Consider the following 20,519-nt stretch of genomic DNA (forward strand, 5'->3'; position numbering starts at 1 on the left):
ACGGAGCCGTGGGCGGACGCCGGGATCGTGCTGCCCGCCCGGCGCACCGCGCCCGCGATGGCGCAGGTCGGCTCGCGGCTGCTGCTCGCGCTCGCCGTGCTGGTCGCCACCTCGGTGATCGTCTACCTCGACCGGGGCGGCTACCACGACAACGCGGGCGGCGAACTGAGCTTCCTGGACGCGGCGTACTACGCCACCGTGACGCTCTCCACCACCGGCTACGGGGACATCACCCCGTACAGCGACGGCGCCCGGCTCACCAACATCCTGGTGATCACCCCGTTGCGCGTGCTGTTCCTGATCATCCTGGTCGGCACCACCCTGGAGGTGCTCACCGAACGCACCCGCCTGCAATGGCGGTTGAACCGCTGGAGGTCCACCGTGCGCGAGCACACCGTCGTCATCGGGTTCGGGACGAAGGGGCGCAGCGCCGTCGACACCCTGCTCGGGCAGGGGGTGAAGGCGGAGGAGATCGTGGTCGTCGACCCGCAGCGCAAGGTGATCGAGAGCGCCTCGCAGCACGGCCTGGTCGGGGTGGTCGGCGACGCGACCAGGACCGACACCCTGGTGCGGGCCGCCGTCCCCAACGCGGCCCGGATCGTGGTCGCCCCGGAGCGGGACGACACGGCGGTGCTGATCACCCTGACGGCACGCCAGTTGAACAAGGCCGCCACCGTGGTCGCGGCGGTCCGGGAGGACGAGAACGCGCCGCTGCTGCGGCAGAGCGGGGCCGACGTGGTGGTCACCAGCTCCAGTTCGGCCGGGCGGTTGCTCGGGCTGTCGATGCTCAGCCCGCACGCCGGGGCGGTGATGGAGGACCTGCTGACCTACGGGAACGGGCTGGACGTGGTGGAACGGCCGGTCACCCGGGCCGAGGCCGGGCACAGTCCGCGTGAGTGCGAGGAGTTGGTGGTCGCGGTGGTGCGCGGCCGGCGGGTGCTCAACTACACCGAGCCGGAGGCCGCCGTGCTCCAGCTCACCGACCGGGTGATCGTCATCAAGTCCTCCGGTCCGGGCGGGGCCTGAACTCCGAACCGCCGTGCGGCGCAGTAGGTTCGGGGCATGCATGCGATGACGATTCCCGTACCCGGCGGCCCCGAGGCGCTGGTGTGGTCCGAGGTCCCCGATCCGGTGCCCGGCGAGGGCGAGGTCCTGGTCGAGGTGGCGGCCACCGCCGTCAACCGCGCCGACCTGCTCCAGCGGCAGGGCTCCTACAATCCGCCGCCCGGTGCCTCGCCGTACCCGGGGCTGGAGTGCGCCGGGCGGATCGTCGCGCTCGGTCCGGGCGTGGCCGGCTGGGCGGTCGGCGACGAGGTGTGCGCGCTGCTGGCCGGTGGCGGCTACGCGCAGAAGGTCGCGGTGCCGAGCGGGCAGCTGCTGCCGCTGCCGAAGGGGCTGAGCCCGGAGCAGGCCGCGGCGCTGCCGGAGGTGGCCTGCACGGTGTGGTCCAACGTCTTCCTCACCGCCCACCTGCGGCCGGGCGAGACGGTGCTGCTGCACGGCGGCGCCAGCGGGATCGGGACGATGGCGATCCAGCTGGCCAAGGCCGTCGGCGCGCGGGTCGCGGTGACGGCCGGCAGCCCGGCGAAGCTGGCCCGGTGCACCGAGCTGGGCGCGGACATCGTGATCGACTACCACGAGCAGGACTTCGTCGAGGTGCTCCGGGAGGCCACCGACGGGGCCGGGGCGGACGTGATCCTGGACATCATGGGCGCCAAGTACCTGCAGCGGAACGTGGACGCGCTGGCGGTCAACGGGCGACTGGTGATCATCGGGCTGCAGGGCGGGGTGAAGGGCGAGCTCGACCTCAACGCGCTGCTGCGCAAGCGGGCGGCGGTGATCGCCACCAATCTGCGCGGGCGGCCGCTGGCGGAGAAGGCGGCGATCGTGGCGGCGGTGCGGGAGCACGTCTGGCCGCTGGTCGAGTCCGGGGTGGTGAAGCCGGTGGTGGACCGGGTGCTGCCGCTGACCTCGGTGGGCGACGCGCACCGGGTGCTGGAGGCGGGCGAGCAGGTCGGGAAGGTCGTGCTGACGGTCTGAGCGGGGCCGGACGGCTTCCGGCGACTGTCCGAAATGCCGCGTTTATCAGTTTGTGTGACGCTGGTCCGGAGCTGTCCCGCCGCCGATGCCGCCCCCGGGCGCGATCGGCCGTCGGAAGGACTCCGACCGTGGCCGCAACTCCGCACGCCGTCCTCGGGCCGCTGCCCGCCGCGCCGTACCGCTGTCGTGACCGCTGTGACTGCTGTGATCGCCGTGACCGCCGGACCCGTGCCGTCCGTCCGACCGGCCGGGCCCGGCGGCTGCTCGCGGCGGCCGTGCTGGGGCTGACGCTCCCGCTGGCCGCCGCGACCGGGGCGGTGGCGGAGTCCCCGCCGAGTGCCTCGGCTCAGGCGGCGGGCTTCCCGGTGGCGGGCTTCCCGGTCTGGGGCGGTGATGAGGCCCAGGGCGACGACCAGGCCCAGGGGGACGACCAGGCCCAGGGCGATGACGGGACCCGGGCCGACGACGAGAGCCAGGGTGCCGACGGGCCGGCCGTGTCGTCCGGGCCGGCCGTGTCGTCCGGGCCGGCCGTGGCGTCGCCCAGGGCCGCGCCGCCGCAGTACGTGCTGCCCGACCGGTCCCGCCCGGACTTCGCCGCGCTCCGGGCGCACCGCCACCGCCCCGCCCTCGTGCCCGACCAGGTGCCGGAGCAGGCACCCGACCAGGCGTCCGAGCAGGCGCCGGACCAGGCCGGCGGGCAGCTGCCCGAGCAGGTCCAGGAGCAGGGCGCCACGGCCGACCAGCCGGACGCGGACACCCCGGAGGCGTCCGCCCCCGCCGCCGGGCCGGACACCGCCGGGTCGGACACCGCCACGGTGGCCGCCGGTCGGTCCGAGGCGGTCGCGGTCGCCCCCGTCCTGCTCCCGGCCCGCTGGCAGGACCCCTCCACGCTCCAGCTGCCGCTGGGGGTGGGGCTGGGGTTGATCGGCTGCGGCCTGGGGCTGGTGGGGCTGCGGCTGCGGAAGGGCTGAGGCGTGCGGCCGGGGCGCGGGGTGTGCGTCCCGGGCGTGGAGATTCGGTGCGGGTTCCCGGCGGGTGTGTCCGAGGAGCGGGGCGGGTTTCGCGGGGTGTCGGGGGAGGTGCTGTGTGCGCCCGGGGCGGGGACGGTCGGTGGGAACTGAGTATCCGTACGGATTCCCGCGCGGGCCGTCGGGGCGTACCGTCGTCACGGGTGGCGCAGGACGGCGGAACGCACGGGGGCTTCCGCCCGACCAACCCCAGTGAGAGAGAATGTTGTTCATGACGAATCCGATGAACGAGCGCTCGTCGCAGGAGCCCTTCCGGGCCGCCGGCGGGCAGTCGCAGGACGGCCAGAAGGTGCTGATCGTCGGACCGGACGGGCTGCCCGTGGGCCAGGGGTTCGCCACGGTGCCGCTGGAGGGGGACGACGAGGCGGACACGCCGCGCGAGCTCCCGGTGACCGAGATGGTCGAGCAGCCCGCCAAGGTCATGCGGATCGGCAGCATGATCAAGCAGTTGCTGGAGGAGGTCCGGGCGGCGCCGCTCGACGAGGCCAGCCGGGTCCGGTTGAAGGACATCCACGCCAGTTCGATCAAGGAGCTGGAGCTCGGGCTGGCCCCGGAGCTGGTGGCCGAGCTGGAGCGGCTCTCGCTGCCGTTCACCGACGACACCATCCCCACCGAGGCCGAGCTGCGGATCGCCCAGGCCCAGCTGGTGGGCTGGCTGGAGGGCCTGTTCCACGGCATCCAGACCGCCCTGTTCGCCCAGCAGATGGCCGCGCGGGCGCAGCTGGAGCAGATGCGGCGCGCGCTGCCGCCCGGTCTGCACAACGGGGAGCCGGACGAGGAGGACCCGGGCCAGGGCCGCGGCATCCGTTCCGGTCCCTACCTGTAGGTCCACTGTCGCCGGGTCCGGCGGGCCCGTCGGGGGACGGGACGTACCGCGACGATCCGCCCCCGGACCACGGCGCCGCGACCCGGCGCCGGCGGTCCGGGGGCAGGATCGGCCCTGGACCGATCACCGTCGGCGGAAGCCGATACCCTGACCCCTGTCGCTGGCCGGTCGAGCCGCCGCGGCAGGGGGTTCGCCGGGCCCGCGGGCCGGGCCCACCACGCACGGACGAGACCTAACGTCACGGTTGCGGCAGCACCACCGCGCCGAGGGGGAGCAGAGGACCATGAGCGAGCACGGCAACGCGGCGGTCGAGGGCTCCGCGCTGGGCCACGGCCGCTATGTGCTGCAGCGGCTGCTGGGCGAGGGCGGCATGGCCTCCGTGCACCTCGCCTACGACAGCGTGCTGGACCGGCAGGTCGCGCTGAAGAGCATGCACAGCGAGCTGGGCCGGGACGACTCGTTCAAGGAGCGGTTCCGCCGCGAGGCGCAGGCCGTGGCCCGGCTGGAGCACCCGAACATCGTCACGGTGTACGACAGCGGTGAGGACGTCGCCGCGGACGGCTCCAGCACGCCGTACATCGTCATGCAGCTGATCGACGGCCAGGGCCTGCGCGAGGCGATCAACGAGGCGGTGGTCCAGTACGGCGCGATGCCGACCGAGCAGGCCCTGCGGGTCGTCGTCGGGGTGCTGAACGCGCTGGAGGCCTCGCACGACATGGGCCTGGTGCACCGCGACATCAAGCCCGGGAACGTCATGTTCGACCGCAAGGGCAATGTCAAGGTCATGGACTTCGGCATCGCCCGGGCGCTGGAGTCGGGGGTCACCTCGATGACCCAGACCGGCATGGTGGTCGGCACCCCGCAGTACCTGTCGCCCGAGCAGGCGCTCGGCAAGCCGGTGGACGCCCGTTCCGACCTGTACTCGGTCGGCGTGATGCTCTTCGAGATGCTCACCGGCCAGCTGGTCTTCGACGGCGACTCGGCCTTCTCGATCGCCTACAAGCACGTCCAGGAGGAGCCCCCGGCCCCGTCCGCCCTGAACCGCTCGATCACCCCGGCGGTGGACGCGTTCGTGGCCCAGGCGCTGCGCAAGGATCCGGCGCACCGGTTCCAGAGCGCGGCCGCGATGCGGGACGAGGCGGAGCGGCTGATCGCGGAGCTGAAGGGCGGCGGCGCCGGGCACGCGCTGCAGGCCAGCTCCCCGCTGGTGATCAAGGAGGGCCCGCGCTCGGTGTCCGCGACGCCGCAGGCCCCGCAGGCGCCGCAGACCCCGCACCCGTTCCAGCAGCAGCCGCCCCAGCACCCGCAGCACCCCCAGCCGCAGCACCCGCAGCAGCAGTACCGGACGCCGCCGCCCGCGTACCAGACGCCACCGCCGGCCTACCAGCAGCAGCGCCCGCAGTACCAGACCCCGCCGCCCGCGTACCAGACGCCGCGGCCGCAGGCCCCGCAGACGCCGCAGCCCTTCCGCCCGCCGATGCACGCCCCGGGCCCGCAGCCGATGCCGCCGTACCAGCAGCCGAAGCCCAGCGGCGGCGGCTGCTCGACGGCCTTCGTGGTGATCGCGATCATCGTCGGCGTGCTGGTGCTGGCCGGCATCATCATCGCGATCGTGGTCAACAAGGCGCAGACCACCACCAACGGCAAGTTCCATTCCGAGCGTCCGGCCGCGGTCGTGCTGGTGGGCCCGGAGGCCGACCGGAACGGGCTGGTCTGACCGTTTCCAGCCGCTTCGCACGTGTCACGGCTGCGTGCCGGAAGCGGTAGCGTTCGGGGATACGTAAGCGACAGGGCACCGCGATTCCGAGCGAACGCCCGGGGCGAGGAGCGATGGCACAGACGCAGCAGCCGGACGACGAGGCGGGTGCCCGCGCGAACGGAGCGACCGGCGGAATGCCGCGGATCCCCGAGCCGGGCAGTGAAGCCGCGACCTCCGCGCTGCCGCCGTTCGGCGGGGCCGGCGGGCTGCACACCCCGGGCCGCGGGGTCCCGATGGGCACGGTCGGCGACGGCCGCTACCGGCTGACCCACCGGCTCGGCCGCGGTGGCATGGCCGAGGTGTTCGCCGCCGAGGACATCCGGCTGGGACGCACCGTCGCGGTCAAGCTGCTGCGCGGCGAGCTGGCGCAGGACGAGGTCGCCCGGGTGCGTTTCACCCGCGAGGCACATGCCGTCGCCGCGCTGAACCACCACTCGATCGTCGCGGTCTACGACACCGGCGAGGAGTACGTCGGGGACGAGTCCACGCCGTACATCGTGATGGAGCTGGTCGAGGGCCGGACCGTCCGCGAGCTGCTGGTGGACGAGGAGGCGCCGCCGGTCGACCAGGCGCTGATCATCATCGCCGGGGTGCTGGAGGCGCTGGCGTACAGCCACCGCAACGGCATCGTGCACCGCGACATCAAGCCCGCCAACGTGATCATCACCCACGCCGGCGCGGTCAAGGTGATGGACTTCGGCATCGCCCGGGCGCTGACCGGTGGGGCCACCACGATGACCCAGACCGGCATGGTCATGGGCACCCCGCAGTACCTGTCGCCCGAGCAGGCGCTCGGCAAGGCGGTCGACCACCGCTCCGACCTGTACGCGGCCGGCTGCATGCTCTACGAGCTGCTCACGCTGCGCCCGCCGTTCACCGGCGACACCCCGCTGTCGGTGGTCTACCAGCACGTCCAGGACATGCCGGTGCCGCCCTCGCAGGCCAACAGCCGGGTGCCGCTCGGCCTGGACCCGCTGGTGCTGCGCTCGCTCGCCAAGAACCCGGACGACCGCTTCCAGGACGCCGACGAGTTCCGCGCCCACCTGCAGCACGCGCTGCGCGAGATGCACGGCGCGGCCGGGGCCGGCTGGGTCGGCACGGCCGCCGGGATGCCCGGCGACACCGGGGCCACCCAGGTGCTCCGGCCGGACCAGGCGGCGGCCACCCAGGCCTTCGGCGCGGTCGGCCCGGGCGACCAGACCTCGGTGCTGCCGTACTCGCCGGGCGGCCCGCACACCCCTGCGCCCTACCAGGGGGCGCAAGGCGGCGACGACGAGTACGACGACCACGACGACCACGGCCGTCGGCGGCGCGGGCCGTGGGCCTGGGTGGCCGGCGGGATCGCGGTGCTGGTCGCGGCCGGGGCCGGGATCGCCTTCGCGCTCAGCGGGGGCGGCGGCGGCAACCTGCCGGTCCAGCCCAGTACGCCCGCACCGGCGGTCAGCACCGTCGAGTCGACCACGCCGAACCAGAACGGCCAGCCGACCCAGCCGCCGTCGACCTCCGGCAGCCGGCGGCCGAACCAGCCGGCCGACACCGGGACGTACGGCAGCGGCGGCGGTACCGGCGGCAACAACATGTCGCCGTCGCCGGGTTCGGGCAAGCACTCGACCTCGCCGTCCCCGACGCCGAGCCACTCGGCCTCCGCCAGCACGACGCCGACCGGCGGGGCGAGCACCGCGCCGACCTCGGGAACGGGCGAGGGCAGCGGTTCGACCGCCCCGAAGCCGCCGCAGCCGTCGACGAAGCCGCCCGGCGGCAACGGTGGTGCCGGTGGCGCCGGTGGCGCGGGTGCCGCCGGCGGTTCCGGCGGCGGGCCCACGCTGCCGGCCACCAACCCCTGACGGGATCAGTTGGCGAAGGCGTCCAGGACCTGCTCGTACTCCTGGCACCACCACGCCAACTGGCCCGCCGAGGCGGGGTAGAGCGGGTCGGCCCGGTGGTCGGCCCGCTGGTAGCGCCACTGCAGCATCCAGAAGTCGTTCAGCCGCTCCCACCAGACCCGGTGCGCGGCGGCGGCCAACTGCTCGGCGGTGGCGGCTCCGGAGGCCCGGTAGGCCTGTGAGTAGCGGCGGACCCGGACCAGGTCCAGGGCGCCGCCGGTGCGGTCGTTGAACAGCAGGGTGGCGGCCCGGACGGCCTCCTCGGCGCGCGGCTGCGGGCCCAGCTTGTCCCAGTCCAGGACGGCCGCGACCCGGTCGCCGTCGTACAGCAGGTTGAGCCCGTGGAAGTCGCCGTGGGTCCAGCCGGTGGGCGGGGTGGCGAGCGGGTCGGGGCGGCGGTGGGCGTTCTCGGCGAGCAGTTCCAGCCGTTCGTCGAGCCGTTGGACGACCAGGGCGTCCAGGTCGCCGTACGGGCGGTGGGCGCGGGCGCGGTCCCGCAGGTCGCGGGCGAGTTCGGCGCTGTCGAGGGGGTCGGCGCTGCGGTAGCCGGCGGGTTGGTCGAGGGGGGTGCAGACCTCGTCGAGTGCGCCGTGCAGTCGGCCGAGCAGCGCGCCGAGCGCGTCGCACTGCGACGGTTCGAGCTCGGTGCCGTGCCGGTGTCGGCCATCGGTCCAGGGGAACAGCGCGAACAGCCGGCCGTCCAGGCCGGCCACCGTCCCGCCGCGGCCGGAGCAGCTCAACGGGGGTGCCACGGGCAGTCCCAGGGCGTGCAGGTCGGTCATCGCGCGGTGGTGGGCGAGGATCTTCGGACGGTTGGCGGTGGCGGCGTCGACGTAGCACTTCAGGAAGTACGTCCCGGCCTCGGCGGTGACCCGGTAGCCCCGGTTCAGCAGGCCTTCGGCGACCGGTTCGGCGGTCAGCAGCCGCCCCACCCGGAAGCGGGCCAGGACCTCGGTGAGTGCGCTGCGCGGGACGGGTGGACTGAGGGTCCCTATCGGCGGTGCGGCGAGGTCGGGGCGGGCCGGGGCGCAGGCGAGGGTCTGGCTGAAAGTCACGTGCAGAGGTTATGGCCCCCTGGTGGGGGCCCTTGACAAACCATCACATGTGTGAAGTGCCGTATCAGTACTGATGATCGGCCTGGTGCCGCGCCACGTAGGCGGCCGCCTGGGTGCGTCGCTCCATGCCCATCTTGGCGAGCAGACTGGAGACGTAGTTCTTGACCGTCTTCTCGGCCAGGTGCAACTCGTTGCCGATCTGACGATTGGTCATCCCCTCGCCGATCAGATCGAGGATCCGCCGCTCCTGCTTGGTGAGTTGGGCCAGCCGCTCGTCCTCCTTCTCGCCGCCGTCGCGCAGTCGGGCGAGCACCCGGCTGGTGGCGACCGGGTCGAGCAGGGAGCGGCCGGCCGCGACGTCCCGGACAGCGGTGATCAGGTCGGTGCCGCGGATCGCCTTCAGGACGTAGCCGGAGGCGCCCGCCATGATCGAGTCGAACAGCGCCTCGTCGTCCGAGAACGAGGTCAGCATCAGGCACTTGATCTCGGGCAGCCGGGAGCGGATCTCGCGGCAGACCTCGACCCCGTTGCCGTCCGGCAGCCGGACGTCGAGCACCGCGACGTCGGGGTGGACCGCCGGGATCCGGGTGAGTGCCTCGGCGGCCGTGCCGGCCTCGCCGACGATCTCGATGTCGTCCTCGACGGAGAGCAGATCGTGCACGCCCCGCCGGACGACCTCGTGGTCATCGAGCAGGAACACCCTGATTTGTCCGTTATCAGTCACGTGCAAAGCCTCCCATATCACCGTACTCAAGGCCTATCGTGTCCAGCTTCGCGAAGGCGGGATCAGGCCACAACCGACCGAAACCGATACCGAGAACCCCCTTACGTACGGGCGTCCGCCCGGATAACGTGCGCTGGTGTCCTGAAGGCGCTCGAATTGAGAGCTGCGTCACGCCGACCGTCACCCCCACCCTTCCGACGGCGAGCCGGGCGCGGCACCCTCGGGGTCGTAGGCCCTGAACAAGTAGGACGTCCTAGCGCAAGCGCGCCAAGGGCGGACGCTGGGTAACGTTCTCGTGAGGGCCGCCGTCGGAACAGGATCACCACCTGCCACGCCATGGGTGCGCACACCCACGCGCGCCCCGCGAGGCGGTGACCGGACCGGTCACCGGCGACCCCGGGCGGCCGGACAGACCGAGGAGTGAACGTGACCGTCAAAAGCACGGCGAGGACCCGCAAGAAGGCGGCCCCCGCTGTCCCTGACACCCTCCGCGCCACGGGGACGGACGCCCAGCCGGAGCTCGTCCAACTGCTCACGCCGGAAGGCGAGCGGGTCGAGCACCCGGACTACCCCCTCACCACCACTCCCGAGGAGCTGCGAGCCTTCTACCGCGACCTGGTGCTGGTGCGCCGGTTCGACGCGGAGGCCACCACGCTCCAGCGCCAGGGCGAGCTGGGCCTGTGGGCCTCGCTGCTCGGGCAGGAGGCCGCCCAGGTGGGCTCCGGCCGGGCCATGCGCCCCGGCGACTACGCCTTCCCCACCTACCGCGAGCACGGCGTGGCCTGGTGCCGCGACGTCGACCCGCTGAACCTGCTCGGCATGTTCCGCGGCGTGAACCACGGCGGCTGGGACCCGAACGAGAAGAACTTCCACCTGTACACCATCGTGATCGGCGCGCAGGCCCTGCACGCCACCGGCTACGCGATGGGCATCACCAAGGACGGCGCCGACGACGCGGTGATCGCGTACTTCGGCGACGGCGCCTCCAGCCAGGGCGACGTCAACGAGGCCTTCACCTTCGCCTCGGTCTACAACGCGCCCGTGGTGTTCTTCTGCCAGAACAACCAGTGGGCGATCTCCGAGCCCACCACCACCCAGACCAAGATCCCGCTGTACCGCCGCGCCTCCGGCTTCGGCTTCCCCGGCGTCCGGGTCGACGGCAACGACGTGCTGGCCTGCCTCGCGGTCACCCGCTGGGCGCTCGACCACGCCCGCAGCGGCAACGGCCCGGTGCTGATCGAGGCCTTCACCTACCGGATGGGCGCGCACACCACCAACGACGACCCGACCCGCTACCGGCCCACCGAGGAGACCGAGGCCTGGAAGGCCAAGGACCCGATCCTGCGGCTGCGCACCCTCCTGGAGAAGGAGGGCCTGGCGGACGAGGAGTTCTTCGCCGCCGTCGACGCCGAGAGCGAGCAGCTGGGGCTGCGGGTGCGCGAGGGGGTGCGCGGGATGCCGGACCCGGACCCGACGCTGATCTTCGACCACGTGTACAGCGAGCCGCACGCGTTGGTCGATGAGGAACGGGCCGGGTACGTCGAGTACGCGGCCTCCTTCGAGGCGGGGGAGAAGCACTGATGGCCGGGCAGCTGAGCATCGCCAAGGCGCTCAACGAGGCGTTGCGCAAGTCGCTGGAGAACGACCCGAAGACCCTGCTGATGGGCGAGGACATCGGGAAGCTCGGCGGCGTCTTCCGGATCACCGACGGCCTGCAGAAGGACTTCGGCGAGGACCGGGTGATCGACACCCCGCTGGCCGAGTCCGGCATCATGGGCACCGCGATCGGCCTCGCGCTGCGCGGCTACCGCCCGGTGGTGGAGATCCAGTTCGACGGTTTCGTCTACCCGGCGTTCGACCAGATCGTCTCCCAGCTGGCCAAGATGCACGCCCGCGCGCTCGGGCACGTCAAGATGCCGGTCACCGTCCGCATCCCCTACGCGGGTGGAATCGGCGCGGTCGAGCACCACAGCGAGTCGCACGAGGCGTACTTCGCGCACACCGCCGGTCTGCGGGTGGTCAGCCCGTCCAACGCGCACGACGCGCACTGGATGCTGCGGCAGGCCATCGAGTCGGACGATCCGGTCATCTTCCTGGAGCCCAAGCGGCGTTACTGGGACAAGGGCGAGGTCGGGGCCGCCGCGGACCTCGGGCTGCACGACGCCCGGATCGTCCGTCCCGGCGCGGACCTGACGCTGATCGCCTACGGCCCGATGGTCAAGGTCTGCCTGGAGGCCGCCGCGACCGCCGAGGAGGAGGGCCGCCGGGTGGAGGTCGTCGACCTGCGCTCGCTCTCCCCGATCGACTTCACCGCGCTGGAGGAGTCGGTCAAGCGCACCGGACGGGCCGTCGTGGTGCACGAGGCGCCGGTCTTCATGGGCATGGGTGCGGAACTGGCCGCCCGGCTCACCGAGAAGTGCTTCTACCACCTGGAGGCACCGGTGTTGCGGGTCGGCGGCTACCACGCGCCCTACCCGCCGTCCCGGGTCGAGGAAGCCTTCCTGCCCGACCTGGACCGCGTGCTCGACGCCGTCGACCGCGCGCTCGCGTACTGATCCGGGGGAGCGAAGATGACCACCGAAGTTCGCTCGCTCCGCGAGTTCAAGATGCCCGACGTGGGCGAGGGCCTGACCGAGGCCGAGATCCTCAGCTGGTACGTCAAGCCCGGTGACACCGTCACCGACGGGCAGGTCGTCTGCGAGGTGGAGACCGCCAAGGCGGCGGTGGAGCTGCCGATCCCGTTCACCGGGGTCGTCGAGCAGCTCTTCTTCCCGGCAGGCACCACGGTCGACGTCGGCACCGTGATCATCACGGTGGCGGTCGCCGGTGGGGCGGGGGCCGCCCCGGCTGCCGCTGCCGCGCCCGTCGCCGCCGCCCAGGCACCGGCCGCCGAGCCGGAGCCGGAGCGGCGGGAGGTGCTGGTCGGGTACGGCCCGCGCACCGGCGCCACCCAGCGCCGGGCCCGGCGGACGACCACCACGACCGTCACCGCGTCCCAGCCGGCCCCGGTCGCGGCTGTCGCCGCCCCGGCGCCGGTCGCGGCCGCCCCGGCGGTCGTCCCGTCCGTGGTCGAACTTCCGTCCGGCGACCGGCCGTTGGCCAAGCCGCCGGTGCGCAAGCTGGCCAAGGACCTGGGCATCGACCTGCGGGCCGTCACCCCGACCGGTCGGGACGGCGTGATCACCCGCGAGGACGTGCACGCCCACGCGGCGGCCCTGGCCGCGCCGACGGCGCCGGCCGTCGGGCAGCCGGTCGCGGTCGAGCCGGCCGAGGCCGTGCCGACGCCGCTGCCGGTGTCCACCGCGGGCGACGTCCGGGTGCCGATCAAGGGCGTCCGCAAGGCGACCGCGCAGGCGATGGTGGCCTCGGCCTTCACCGCCCCGCACGTCACCGAGTTCGTCCAGGTCGACGTGACCCGCACCATGAAGTTCGTCCGCAAGCTCAAGGAGAGCGGCGAACTGGGCCGGGACGTCCGGGTCAGCCCGCTGCTGCTGGTCGCCAAGGCGCTGCTGGTGGCGATCAAGCGGCACCCCGAGATCAACGCCCAGTGGGACGAGGCGGCCCAGGAGATCGTGATCAAGGGTCAGGTGAACCTCGGCATCGCCGCGGCCACCCCGCGCGGTCTGATCGTCCCGAACATCAAGGACGCCGGTGCCAAGACCCTTGCGGGCCTGGCCACTTCGCTCGGCGAGCTGGTCGAGACCGCCCGCCAGGGCAAGACCTCGCCGGCCGACATGCAGGGCGGCACGGTCACCATCACCAACGTCGGCGTCTTCGGCGTCGACACCGGCACCCCGATCCTCAACCCGGGCGAGGCGGCCATCCTGGCCTTCGGCGCGGTCCGGGAGCTGCCGTGGGTGCACAAGGGCAAGGTCGTCCCGCGCCAGGTCACCACACTCGCGCTCTCCTTCGACCACCGGCTGGTGGACGGGGAGTTGGGCTCCCGGGTGCTGGCCGACGTGGCCGGGCTGCTGGAGTTCCCGAAGCGCCTGATCACCTGGGGCTGACGGCCCGCCGGGCATGACGAAGGGGCCCTGTTCCGTACCGCCGTACGGAGCAGGGCCCTTCGTCGTACCCGCCTGTCGACTACCGCTGGCGGCGCAGGCGCCGGACGGCGAGCAGGACGCCGCCCCCGAGCGCGAGCAGCACGGCGGAGGAGGTGGCCAGGAAGGCGTTGGTGGCGGAGGCGCCGGTGTGGGCGAGCTCCGGGGTGCCGGCCGGGGCGGTGGTCGCCGGGGCGGCGGTGGGGACGGCCCCGGCGGCGGGGGCGGCGGTGGTCTTCTCGGCGGCGGGCTGGACGGCCTTGGCCGGGGCGGGCTTGCCGGCCGGGGCCTGCTGGCCGGCGGCGGGCGCGGTCCGGGGGTGGGTGACCTTCATGGTGTGGAGGTCCCAGGACTCCAGCGTGGACTTGTCGTTGGTGGCGTTGGTCACCAGGTTCAGCGCGGTCAGATCCTTGGCCGTGCCCGGGGCGAGGGAGATCCGGAACCAGAAGTCGGAGTTGGTCTTGTCGGCCAGCGGCTGCGCCAGCGAGTCGGTCCGGACGTCGATCCCGATGCAGTCCGCGGCGAGCTTCAGCGGCTTCCAGGCACCGTTCTGCTTGACCTCGATCCGCACGTCCCCGGTGCGCAGGGGGGCGCCGGAGGCGGGGGCGATGCCCAGGGCCGGGGCCGTCCTGGCGACGTCGGCTCCGGTGCTGTTCTCCATCGAGAGGCCGAACTCGGTCCAGCTGCCGTCGGTGGCGACGCTCTTGTCGTGGCCGAAGGACAGGAAGTTCGAGAACGGCTCGGTCGGCTTGGCGGCCAGGTGGGGGCCGTCGTACCGCTGGTCGCCGCAGGCCCAGCCGGTGTCGGCGGCGATGAACTGGACGCCGCCCGCGAGGACGGTGGTGGCGGCGAGTACGGCGATGCGGCGGCGGCCGGAGAAGGCGCGGTCGTTCTTCGCAATACGGGTGATAACGGACGTGCGCATGACGTGACTCCCCAAGGTCATGGGTCTGACGGTGTGTGGGTGAAGACGACCGGCCCCGCTCCTGCTGAGCGGAAGCGCCCCCCGGCTCTGCCGGTCTCGCTCTCCGTGCCTTCACCCTGATAGACGTCCATCCCCGCCGGGGGTTGCAGGTGGATCGAAAAGTTTTTTCGGGAGTCTTCGACCGGGCTTCGGGATACTGCCGGAATGACGGATGAGCTGACGATCCGGCCGGAAGCGCGGCCGGACGAGGGTGGGGAACGTCGGTCGCTGCGGCGGGACGCTTCGGCGCCGGCGTTGCTGGCGGGGCTGATCTGCGTCGTGGTGTCGTTCTCCGGCCCGCTGGTGGTGGTCCTCGCCGCGGCGGCCGCCGGGCGGCTGGACCCGGCGCACACGGCGTCCTGGATCTGGGCGGTGGCGATCGGCAGCGGGGTGAGCGGCTTCGCGCTCAGCTGGTGGACCCGGACGCCGGTGATCACCGCCTGGTCCACCCCGGGGGCCGCGCTGCTGGTGACCAGCCTGGGCGACTACCCGTACCGCGAGGCGGTCGGGGCGTTCCTGGTGAGCGCGGTGGTGGTGACGCTGTTCGGGGTGACCGGCTGGTTCGGCCGGCTGATCGCGGCGGTGCCGGTCGGGATCGTGAACGCGATGCTGGCGGGCATCCTGTTCTCCTTCGGCGCCGGGATCTTCGGCGCCGTGCACGGCGCGCCGGTGCTGGTGGTGGGCAGCTTCGCGGCCTTCCTGCTGGCCAAGCGGTTCGCACCGCGGTACGCCGTGCCGGTCGCGCTGCTGGTCGGCGGGGTGCTGGCGGCGGTCACCGTCGGGCTGCCGCTGCACCCGGGCCCGGGCGGGCCGACCGTGCCGGTGCTCACGGTGCCGGCGTTCTCCTGGTCCGCCGTGGTGGGACTGGCGCTGCCGCTGACGATCGTGGTGCTGGCCTCGCAGAACGCGCCCGGCCTCGGGGTGATGCGGGCCTTCGGCTACCGGGCGGACGACCGGCTGCTGATCGGAGCCACCGGCGCGATGTCGCTGCTGATGGCGCCGCTCGGCTCGCCCGGGGTGAACCTGGCGGCGATCACCGCGGCGATCTGCTCGGGCCCGGAGGCCCACCCGGACCCGCGCCGCCGCTACGTCGCGGGGATGTCCTCGGGCGCGGGGTACGTGCTGGTGGGCAGCTTCGGCGGAGTGCTGGTGAGCCTGTTCACCGGGTTGCCCAAGGAGCTGATCGCGGTGATCGCCGGGGTCGCGCTGCTGGCCTCGCTGCAGGGCAGCCTGGCGGCGGCGGTCGCCGAGGAGCGCGGCCGGGACGCGGCGGTGGTGACCTTCCTGGCGAGCGCCTCCGGGATGAGCCTGTTCGGCATCGGCTCGGCGTTCTGGGGGCTGCTGTTCGGGCTCGGTACGCACCTGCTGCTGGACGTCGGGCGGCGGCCGCGGGCTTGAGCCCCCGTCGGCACTCCGAAGCCCTCGGAATTGATTGGTATGACCTGGACGATGTGGATCGTTCGGCCAGGCCGGTGACATTTTCGTCCGCCGGTGGGGGCGACACGCCGGTCCGGGTACGTCTCCGCTCCACCACCTGGGCGACACCGGGTGACCGGAACCCCGAGGACGCACCCGAATGCCTGCTGGCAACCCTGGCCGTCTCGTCCGGAGTCTGGCCGCCCTCGTACTGGTGTCCGCCGCCGGACTCCCCGCCGCCCTGGAACTGGTCGGCCCCTCGCCGTTCGGCGCGATCGGCACCGACGTCCCCATCGACCTGGCGCTGCCGCCGCACACCGCGCTCCGCGCCGACCAGCGGATACCCGCGGCCGCGCCGACCTTCGACATACGTCGGACCGGGGACCCGGCCAACCGGATCACCCTGGTCCTGCTCGGCGACGGCTACACCGCGGACGAACAGGAGGTGTTCCGGCAGCAGGCCGACAAGGCCTGGCACTCGCTGATGGACATCGAGCCGTTCCGCACCTACCAGGGGTTCTTCAACATAAGGCGGGTCGAGGTGGTCTCCCCGGCCTCCGGGATAGCCGAGAGCGAGGGCCGCGGCCGCCACCCCGCCACCCCGCTGGGGATGCACTTCTGGTGCGAGGGCACCGCCCGGCTGCTCTGCGCCGACGAGGGCGCCACCGCCCGCTACGCCGGGGACGGCGCCGGGCCGCAGTACCTGATCGCGCTGGCCAACTCGGTCGAGTACGGCGGCGCCGGGGGCACCGGGGTGACCACCCTGGCCGGGGGCAGCCCGGACGCCGGGCGGATCATCCAGCACGAGATCGGGCACACCGTGGGGGACCTCGGCGACGAGTACGACAGCGCCCCGGACGACGCCGACTACCCCAACCTCTCCACCCTCGACGCCGACGACATGCGCAGGAAGCAGACCAAGTGGTGGCGCTGGCTGGGCGCGGTCTCGCCGGACGGCGCCGGCACCGTCGGGGCGTACCGCAGCGCCAACGGCCTCTACCGGCCCACCCCCGACTCGGTGATGCGCACCCTGGGCAGCGCCTACAACCTGCCCTCCCGCGAGGCGATCATCGAGGCGCTGTACCGCAAGGTCCGGCCCACCGACGCCCCTTCGCCGCCGCCCGGCGAGGTCACCGGCCGTCCCCGGCTGGACGTCCGGCCGCTGCCGCTGACCGGCACCCGGCAGCTCGCGGTGGACTGGAAGGTGGACGGCGTCCCGGTCACCCCGCCGGCCCCGGACGGCGGCTGGCTGGACACCGCGCAGCTGGACCTCGCCCCGGGCCGGACGGCGACGGTGACCGCGACCGTCCGGGACACCACCGACTGGGTGCGGGACGAGGCCTTCCGGGACCGCTACATGACCCGGTCGGTGTCCTGGACGGTCACCGGCTGAGGCCGGTGAGCGGCGGGTCCGCGAGGTCGCGTCCCCCGGGGCCGGGGGTCCGCGAGGTCACACCCCCCGGATCTGGGCCTCCCATCATGGGATGACTAACCTGGACGGACTATGACCGTGGAGCCCGCCCGTTCAGCCCCGCCCCTGTCCGTTCCCGCTCCCCGAGCCACCGCCGAGCCCGCCGCCGAGCCCGCCGCCCCGGCAGGAACCGGTGTTCCCGCGCCGGCCGGTGTTGCCGTGCCGCCCGGCGGTCGGGCGGCCTGGCTGGCCTGGTCCGTCGGCGTCAGCGTCTACGTCCTGGCCGTCATCCACCGCACCAGCCTCGGCGTGGCCGGGCTGGACGCCGCCGAGCGCTTCGGCATCGGCGCCTCGGCGCTGTCCACCTTCTCGATCCTCCAGGTGCTGGTCTACGCGGCCATGCAGGTGCCGGTCGGCCTGCTGGTCGACCGGTTCGGGCCGCGCCGGGTGCTGCTGCTCGGCGTCCTGCTGCTGAGCACCGGTCAGCTGGCCTTCGCCTTCAGCTCCTCCTTCGCCCCGGCGCTGGCCTCCCGGGCGGTGCTCGGCTGCGGCGACGCGATGACCTTCATCAGCGTGCTGCGCATTGCCGCCCGGTGGTTCCCGGCCGCGCAGAACCCCTTCGTCGCCCAGCTGACCGGCCTGGCCGGGATGGGCGGCAACCTGGTCACCACCGTGGTGCTCGCCCAGGCGCTGCACAGCGAGGGCTGGACGCCGACCTTCACCGCGATCGCGCTGCTCGGCGTCGCGGTGTTCGCCCTGGTCGCGCTGTTCCTCAAGGAGGCCCCGGCGGCAGCCGTGCCCGTCGTCGCGCCCGTCGTCGCGCCCGTCGCCCGCCCGGGGATCCGGCGGCAGGTCCTCGACTGCTGGCGGGAGCCGGGCACCCGGCTGGGCCTGTGGGTGCACTTCACCACCCAGTTCCCCGGCAACGCCTTCGGCCTGCTCTGGGGCATGCCCTACCTGGTCGAGGCCCAGGGGATGTCCCGGGGCGAGGCGGGCGGGCTGCTGACCCTGCTGGTGCTCTCCAACATGAGCTGCGGCTTCCTCTTCGGCCGGCTGCTGTCCCGCACCGCCCGGGCCCGGATGCCGATCGTGGTCACCGTCATCACCACCACCGGGCTCGGCTGGGCCCTGGTCCTGGCCTGGCCCGGCGGGCACCCGCCGATGTGGCTGCTGATCGGGATCATCCTGGTGATGGGCAGCAACGGCCCGGCCTCGCTGGTCGGCCTCGACTACGCCCGCTCCCGCAACCCGGCCGAGCGACTGGGCACCGCCTCCGGGATCGTCAACATGGGCGGCTTCATCGGCACGATGATCACCCTCTTCGGCATCGGCGTGCTGCTGGACGCCCTCTCCCCGGCCGGCGCCGAGTCCTACTCGGCCACCGCCTTCCGCTGGGCGTTCTGCTGGCAGTACATCCCGCTGGCGGTGGGCACCGCGATGATCCTCCGGCTCCGCCGTAAGGTCATCGCGGCCGATGCGTAGGGTTTCTGACCTGCGGAAACGTCGAATGGCCCTGCCTGGCGGGTTGATACCGAGCGCTGGTCGACAGTGCGGTGCTGGTGGGCCTCAGATGGTGACGGCGAAGTTGGCCAGCACCCGTTCGGCCAGTTCCTTGTCGCCCTCGACGCCGACCGGGCCGGGGCGGCCGCGGCCGCAGGCGAGGCGGACGTACGTCTCCCAGTCCATGGTCAGCTGGACGTCGGGGGCCAGGCTGATCGACTCGTCCACGGTGCCGCGGCCGGCCGCGTCCACCCGGACGGTGCGCAGGAACTCCACCGGGCCGGTCACGTCCACCACCAGGGCCGTCCCGGCCGGGGCGCCGGCGCCGTGGGCGACGGCCTTGGGCAGGAACTGCAGCAGGTAGTCCCGGGTGACCAGGGCGCCCGGCGAGTCCAGGTTGCCCGGGACCTCCAGGGCCCGGCGCAGGTCCTGCTCGTGCACCCAGACGTCGAAGGCCCGCACCCGCAGCAGCTCGTGGTACGGGACGTCCGTGGCCAGTGGACCGGCCGGCCAGCGGACCGGCTCCTGCGGCGTCTGCTTGGCGTTCCGCAGCGCCCGGGAGCGCCGGATGACGGTGTACTCCAGCTCGCTGGTCATCTCCAGCGCGGTGTGGCAGCGGCGCTTGTCGACCGGCAGTTCGACGTAGCGGGCGAACTCGGTGGTCACGTGGCGAAGATCACGCGGCAGCGAGTGGATCGGGCGCGGGTCCCCGAGCAGCTCGGACTCCACCGCGATCACGTGCGAGACGACGTCCCGGACCGACCAGCCGGGGCACTCGGTGGCCCGGTTCCAGGAGCCTTCGGGGAGGGGGGCGACCAGCTCCGATATGGACTCGATGCTCTGCGTCCACGCCTCCGTGTAAGCCTGCACGGTCTGGTTGTCCGTCACGGGAATCTCCGGCCCTCCGTCAGCTTTCCTATGCTCCGCGCCCGGCCGTCGCGGTCGGCCGGGATGGTCCGGCTTCCGGGCGCGCACGCTAACCGCACGTTACGCTGCCGGGAGACAGCTGGGCAGCGCTTTCGGGTGACGATCGTAGGTCTCTTGCCGTGGACGGTGGTACTGTGCGCGCTTCATTGATCCAACTCGCGGTCTCGGACGCCGAGCCGCCCGCCGAGCGACGGGCCAGGGCCGCGTCGTTGGTGCGGGCGCAGCAGGGCGCCGACCTGGTGGTGCTGCCGGAGCTCTGGCCGCTGGGCGGCTTCGCCCACGACCTCTGGTCGGACGGCGCCGAGACGCTGGACGGGCCGACCTCGGACGCGATGGCGGCGGCCGCCCGGGCCGCCGGGGTCTGGCTGCACGCCGGTTCGATCGTCGAACGCGACCCGGACGGGCCGATCTACAACACCTCGCTGGTGTTCGCGCCGGACGGCGAGCTGGTGCACACCTACCGCAAGATCCACCGCTTCGGCTTCGACAGCGGCGAGGCGGTGGTGATGGGCGCCGGGCAGGAGATCGTCACCGCGCCCACCGACTTCGGCACCCTGGGCCTGGCCACCTGTTACGACCTGCGGTTCCCGGAGCTGTTCCGGGCGCTGCTGGACGCCGGGGCCCAGCTGCTGGTGGTCCCGGCGGCCTGGCCGGCCAAGCGGCGTGACCACTGGACGCTGCTGGCCCGGGCTCGGGCGCTGGAGGAGCAGGCCTTCGTGCTGGCCTGCAACACCGCCGGGACGCACGCCGGGGTCGAGCAGGCCGGGTACAGCGTCGTGGTGGACCCGTGGGGCCGGGTGCTGGCCGAGGCGGGGGCGGGCGAGGAGGTGCTGACCGTCGAGTTCGACCCGGCCGAGGTGGGCCGGGCGCGGGAGGAGTTCCCGGTGCTGCGGGACCGGCTGCTGGGCATCCCGGCGCCCGTCCAGCGCTAGGGCGTGTCTGA

At 73.2% G+C, this 20,519-nt stretch carries 17 protein-coding genes; 13 read left to right on the forward strand and 4 right to left on the reverse strand.

The window, feature by feature from the left end; all coding sequences use genetic code 11:
- The first annotated feature begins 57 nt into the window (after positions 1 to 57).
- The 6 genes from ACIP4P_RS11630 to ACIP4P_RS11655 all read left to right on the forward strand — a co-directional run bounded on the left by ACIP4P_RS11630 (position 58) and on the right by ACIP4P_RS11655 (position 7,497).
- A complete protein-coding gene (locus ACIP4P_RS11630; RefSeq protein ID WP_350514845.1) occupies positions 58 to 1,026 on the forward strand; it encodes an NAD-binding protein in 969 nt (322 codons plus the stop codon).
- A gap of 36 nt (positions 1,027 to 1,062) precedes the next feature.
- Positions 1,063 to 2,040, forward strand: a complete 978-nt coding sequence (locus ACIP4P_RS11635; protein ID WP_400916990.1) for an NAD(P)H-quinone oxidoreductase — start codon at positions 1,063 to 1,065, stop codon at positions 2,038 to 2,040.
- A 128-nt stretch (positions 2,041 to 2,168) separates the two neighbouring features.
- Positions 2,169 to 3,011, forward strand: a complete 843-nt coding sequence (locus tag ACIP4P_RS11640) for a hypothetical protein (protein WP_400916991.1) — start codon at positions 2,169 to 2,171, stop codon at positions 3,009 to 3,011.
- Positions 3,012 to 3,279: 268 nt separating this feature from the next.
- Positions 3,280 to 3,894 carry a bacterial proteasome activator family protein gene (locus tag ACIP4P_RS11645; RefSeq protein ID WP_350514834.1) on the forward strand — a complete coding sequence of 205 codons (615 nt, stop codon included), beginning with the start codon at positions 3,280 to 3,282 and terminating at the stop codon, positions 3,892 to 3,894.
- A 283-nt stretch (positions 3,895 to 4,177) separates the two neighbouring features.
- Positions 4,178 to 5,611, forward strand: a complete 1,434-nt coding sequence (locus ACIP4P_RS11650; protein ID WP_400916993.1) for a protein kinase — start codon at positions 4,178 to 4,180, stop codon at positions 5,609 to 5,611.
- Between the two features lie 113 nt (positions 5,612 to 5,724).
- A complete protein-coding gene (locus ACIP4P_RS11655; RefSeq protein ID WP_400916995.1) occupies positions 5,725 to 7,497 on the forward strand; it encodes a protein kinase in 1,773 nt (590 codons plus the stop codon).
- Positions 7,498 to 7,502: 5 nt separating this feature from the next.
- Here the strand turns inward: ACIP4P_RS11655 and ACIP4P_RS11660 are convergent, their stop codons facing one another.
- Positions 7,503 to 8,591, reverse strand: coding sequence for a phosphotransferase (locus ACIP4P_RS11660; RefSeq protein ID WP_400916997.1), 1,089 nt, complete (start codon positions 8,589 to 8,591; stop codon positions 7,503 to 7,505).
- 64 nt (positions 8,592 to 8,655) lie between these two features.
- On the reverse strand, positions 8,656 to 9,315 hold the full coding sequence (locus ACIP4P_RS11665) for a response regulator transcription factor (protein ID WP_350506572.1): 660 nt from the start codon (positions 9,313 to 9,315) through the stop codon (positions 8,656 to 8,658).
- A gap of 426 nt (positions 9,316 to 9,741) precedes the next feature.
- Here ACIP4P_RS11665 and pdhA point away from each other — a divergent pair, with 426 nt between their 5' ends.
- The 3 genes from pdhA to ACIP4P_RS11680 are packed head-to-tail and all read left to right on the forward strand — an operon-like array spanning position 9,742 to position 13,322.
- The gene (pdhA, locus tag ACIP4P_RS11670; protein WP_350514830.1) at positions 9,742 to 10,896 is read left to right on the forward strand and encodes a pyruvate dehydrogenase (acetyl-transferring) E1 component subunit alpha; all 1,155 of its coding nucleotides are present in this window, start codon (positions 9,742 to 9,744) and stop codon (positions 10,894 to 10,896) included.
- A complete protein-coding gene (locus ACIP4P_RS11675) occupies positions 10,896 to 11,870 on the forward strand; it encodes an alpha-ketoacid dehydrogenase subunit beta (protein ID WP_400917000.1) in 975 nt (324 codons plus the stop codon). The genes pdhA and ACIP4P_RS11675 overlap by 1 nt, the downstream gene beginning before the upstream one ends.
- A 15-nt stretch (positions 11,871 to 11,885) precedes the next feature.
- Positions 11,886 to 13,322, forward strand: a complete 1,437-nt coding sequence (locus tag ACIP4P_RS11680) for a dihydrolipoamide acetyltransferase family protein (RefSeq protein WP_400917002.1) — start codon at positions 11,886 to 11,888, stop codon at positions 13,320 to 13,322.
- A gap of 79 nt (positions 13,323 to 13,401) precedes the next feature.
- Here ACIP4P_RS11680 and ACIP4P_RS11685 read toward each other — a convergent pair whose 3' ends face one another.
- Positions 13,402 to 14,283: a hypothetical protein gene (locus ACIP4P_RS11685; protein ID WP_400917004.1), complete on the reverse strand. Its 882-nt coding sequence runs from the start codon at positions 14,281 to 14,283 to the stop codon at positions 13,402 to 13,404.
- A 204-nt stretch (positions 14,284 to 14,487) separates the two neighbouring features.
- Between ACIP4P_RS11685 and ACIP4P_RS11690 the strand changes: the two genes are divergently transcribed.
- The 3 genes from ACIP4P_RS11690 (at position 14,488) to ACIP4P_RS11700 (ending at position 18,631) form a co-directional block, all read left to right on the forward strand.
- A complete protein-coding gene (locus ACIP4P_RS11690; protein ID WP_400917006.1) occupies positions 14,488 to 15,720 on the forward strand; it encodes a benzoate/H(+) symporter BenE family transporter in 1,233 nt (410 codons plus the stop codon).
- Between the two features lie 178 nt (positions 15,721 to 15,898).
- Entirely contained in the window at positions 15,899 to 17,131 is a 1,233-nt protein-coding gene (locus ACIP4P_RS11695; RefSeq protein WP_400917007.1) for a M64 family metallopeptidase, read from the forward strand.
- A 111-nt stretch (positions 17,132 to 17,242) separates the two neighbouring features.
- Entirely contained in the window at positions 17,243 to 18,631 is a 1,389-nt protein-coding gene (locus tag ACIP4P_RS11700; RefSeq protein ID WP_400917009.1) for a nitrate/nitrite transporter, read from the forward strand.
- Between the two features lie 84 nt (positions 18,632 to 18,715).
- Here ACIP4P_RS11700 and ACIP4P_RS11705 read toward each other — a convergent pair whose 3' ends face one another.
- A complete protein-coding gene (locus ACIP4P_RS11705) occupies positions 18,716 to 19,537 on the reverse strand; it encodes a maleylpyruvate isomerase family mycothiol-dependent enzyme (protein ID WP_350514824.1) in 822 nt (273 codons plus the stop codon).
- Between the two features lie 173 nt (positions 19,538 to 19,710).
- On the opposite strand from ACIP4P_RS11705, the gene ACIP4P_RS11710 reads away from it, so the two are divergent.
- Complete coding sequence (locus ACIP4P_RS11710) at positions 19,711 to 20,508, forward strand: carbon-nitrogen family hydrolase (RefSeq protein WP_350514823.1); 798 nt, start codon at positions 19,711 to 19,713, stop codon at positions 20,506 to 20,508.
- Positions 20,509 to 20,519: the final 11 nt, after the last annotated feature.

This window comes from Kitasatospora sp. NPDC089509, assembly GCF_044749365.1.
In the GTDB taxonomy this organism is placed as follows: Bacteria; Actinomycetota; Actinomycetes; order Streptomycetales; family Streptomycetaceae; genus Kitasatospora.